This is a genomic window from Mesorhizobium sp. M2D.F.Ca.ET.226.01.1.1, assembly GCF_004022705.2.
In the GTDB taxonomy this organism is placed as follows: domain Bacteria; phylum Pseudomonadota; class Alphaproteobacteria; order Rhizobiales; family Rhizobiaceae; genus Mesorhizobium.
The window spans coordinates 1-363 of sequence record NZ_RZOY02000067.1 but is presented as its reverse complement, the minus strand read 5'-3'; the positions used below and the strand labels follow the sequence as shown (position 1 = coordinate 363).

Here is a 363-nt window from a genome sequence, read left to right as displayed (position 1 = left end):
ACGTCATCGGTCCCTTTGCCGACCAGCCGGCGCTCGCGGAAGGCGTCACGCGCTTTCGCGGCGAGGCGGTTGCGCTGGTGGCGGGCGAGCGCGAAGCGATCCTCGATCTCGATCTGACGGATTTTCCGGTTTCATGGACCGAGCTGCCGCATGTCCTGCAGCCCTCGGATGCGAAGGCCGATGGCGCGGCGCTGCTGCACCGGCACCGTCCGGCGAACCTGCTCACCTCCGGCTTCGTCGAACGCGGCGATCCCGACGCAGCGCTTGCCGGCGCCGCCGTCACCGTGTCCGGCGCCATCGAAACCTCCTATGTCGAGCACGCCTATATCGAGCCGGAAGCCGGCTATGCCTACATGGACGGCG

At 68.3% G+C, this 363-nt stretch carries 1 protein-coding gene; it reads left to right on the top strand.

What is annotated here, in order from left to right:
• A partial coding sequence (locus EN869_RS33780; protein WP_145972070.1) for a molybdopterin cofactor-binding domain-containing protein occupies window positions 1-363 on the top strand: 363 nt, incomplete at both ends.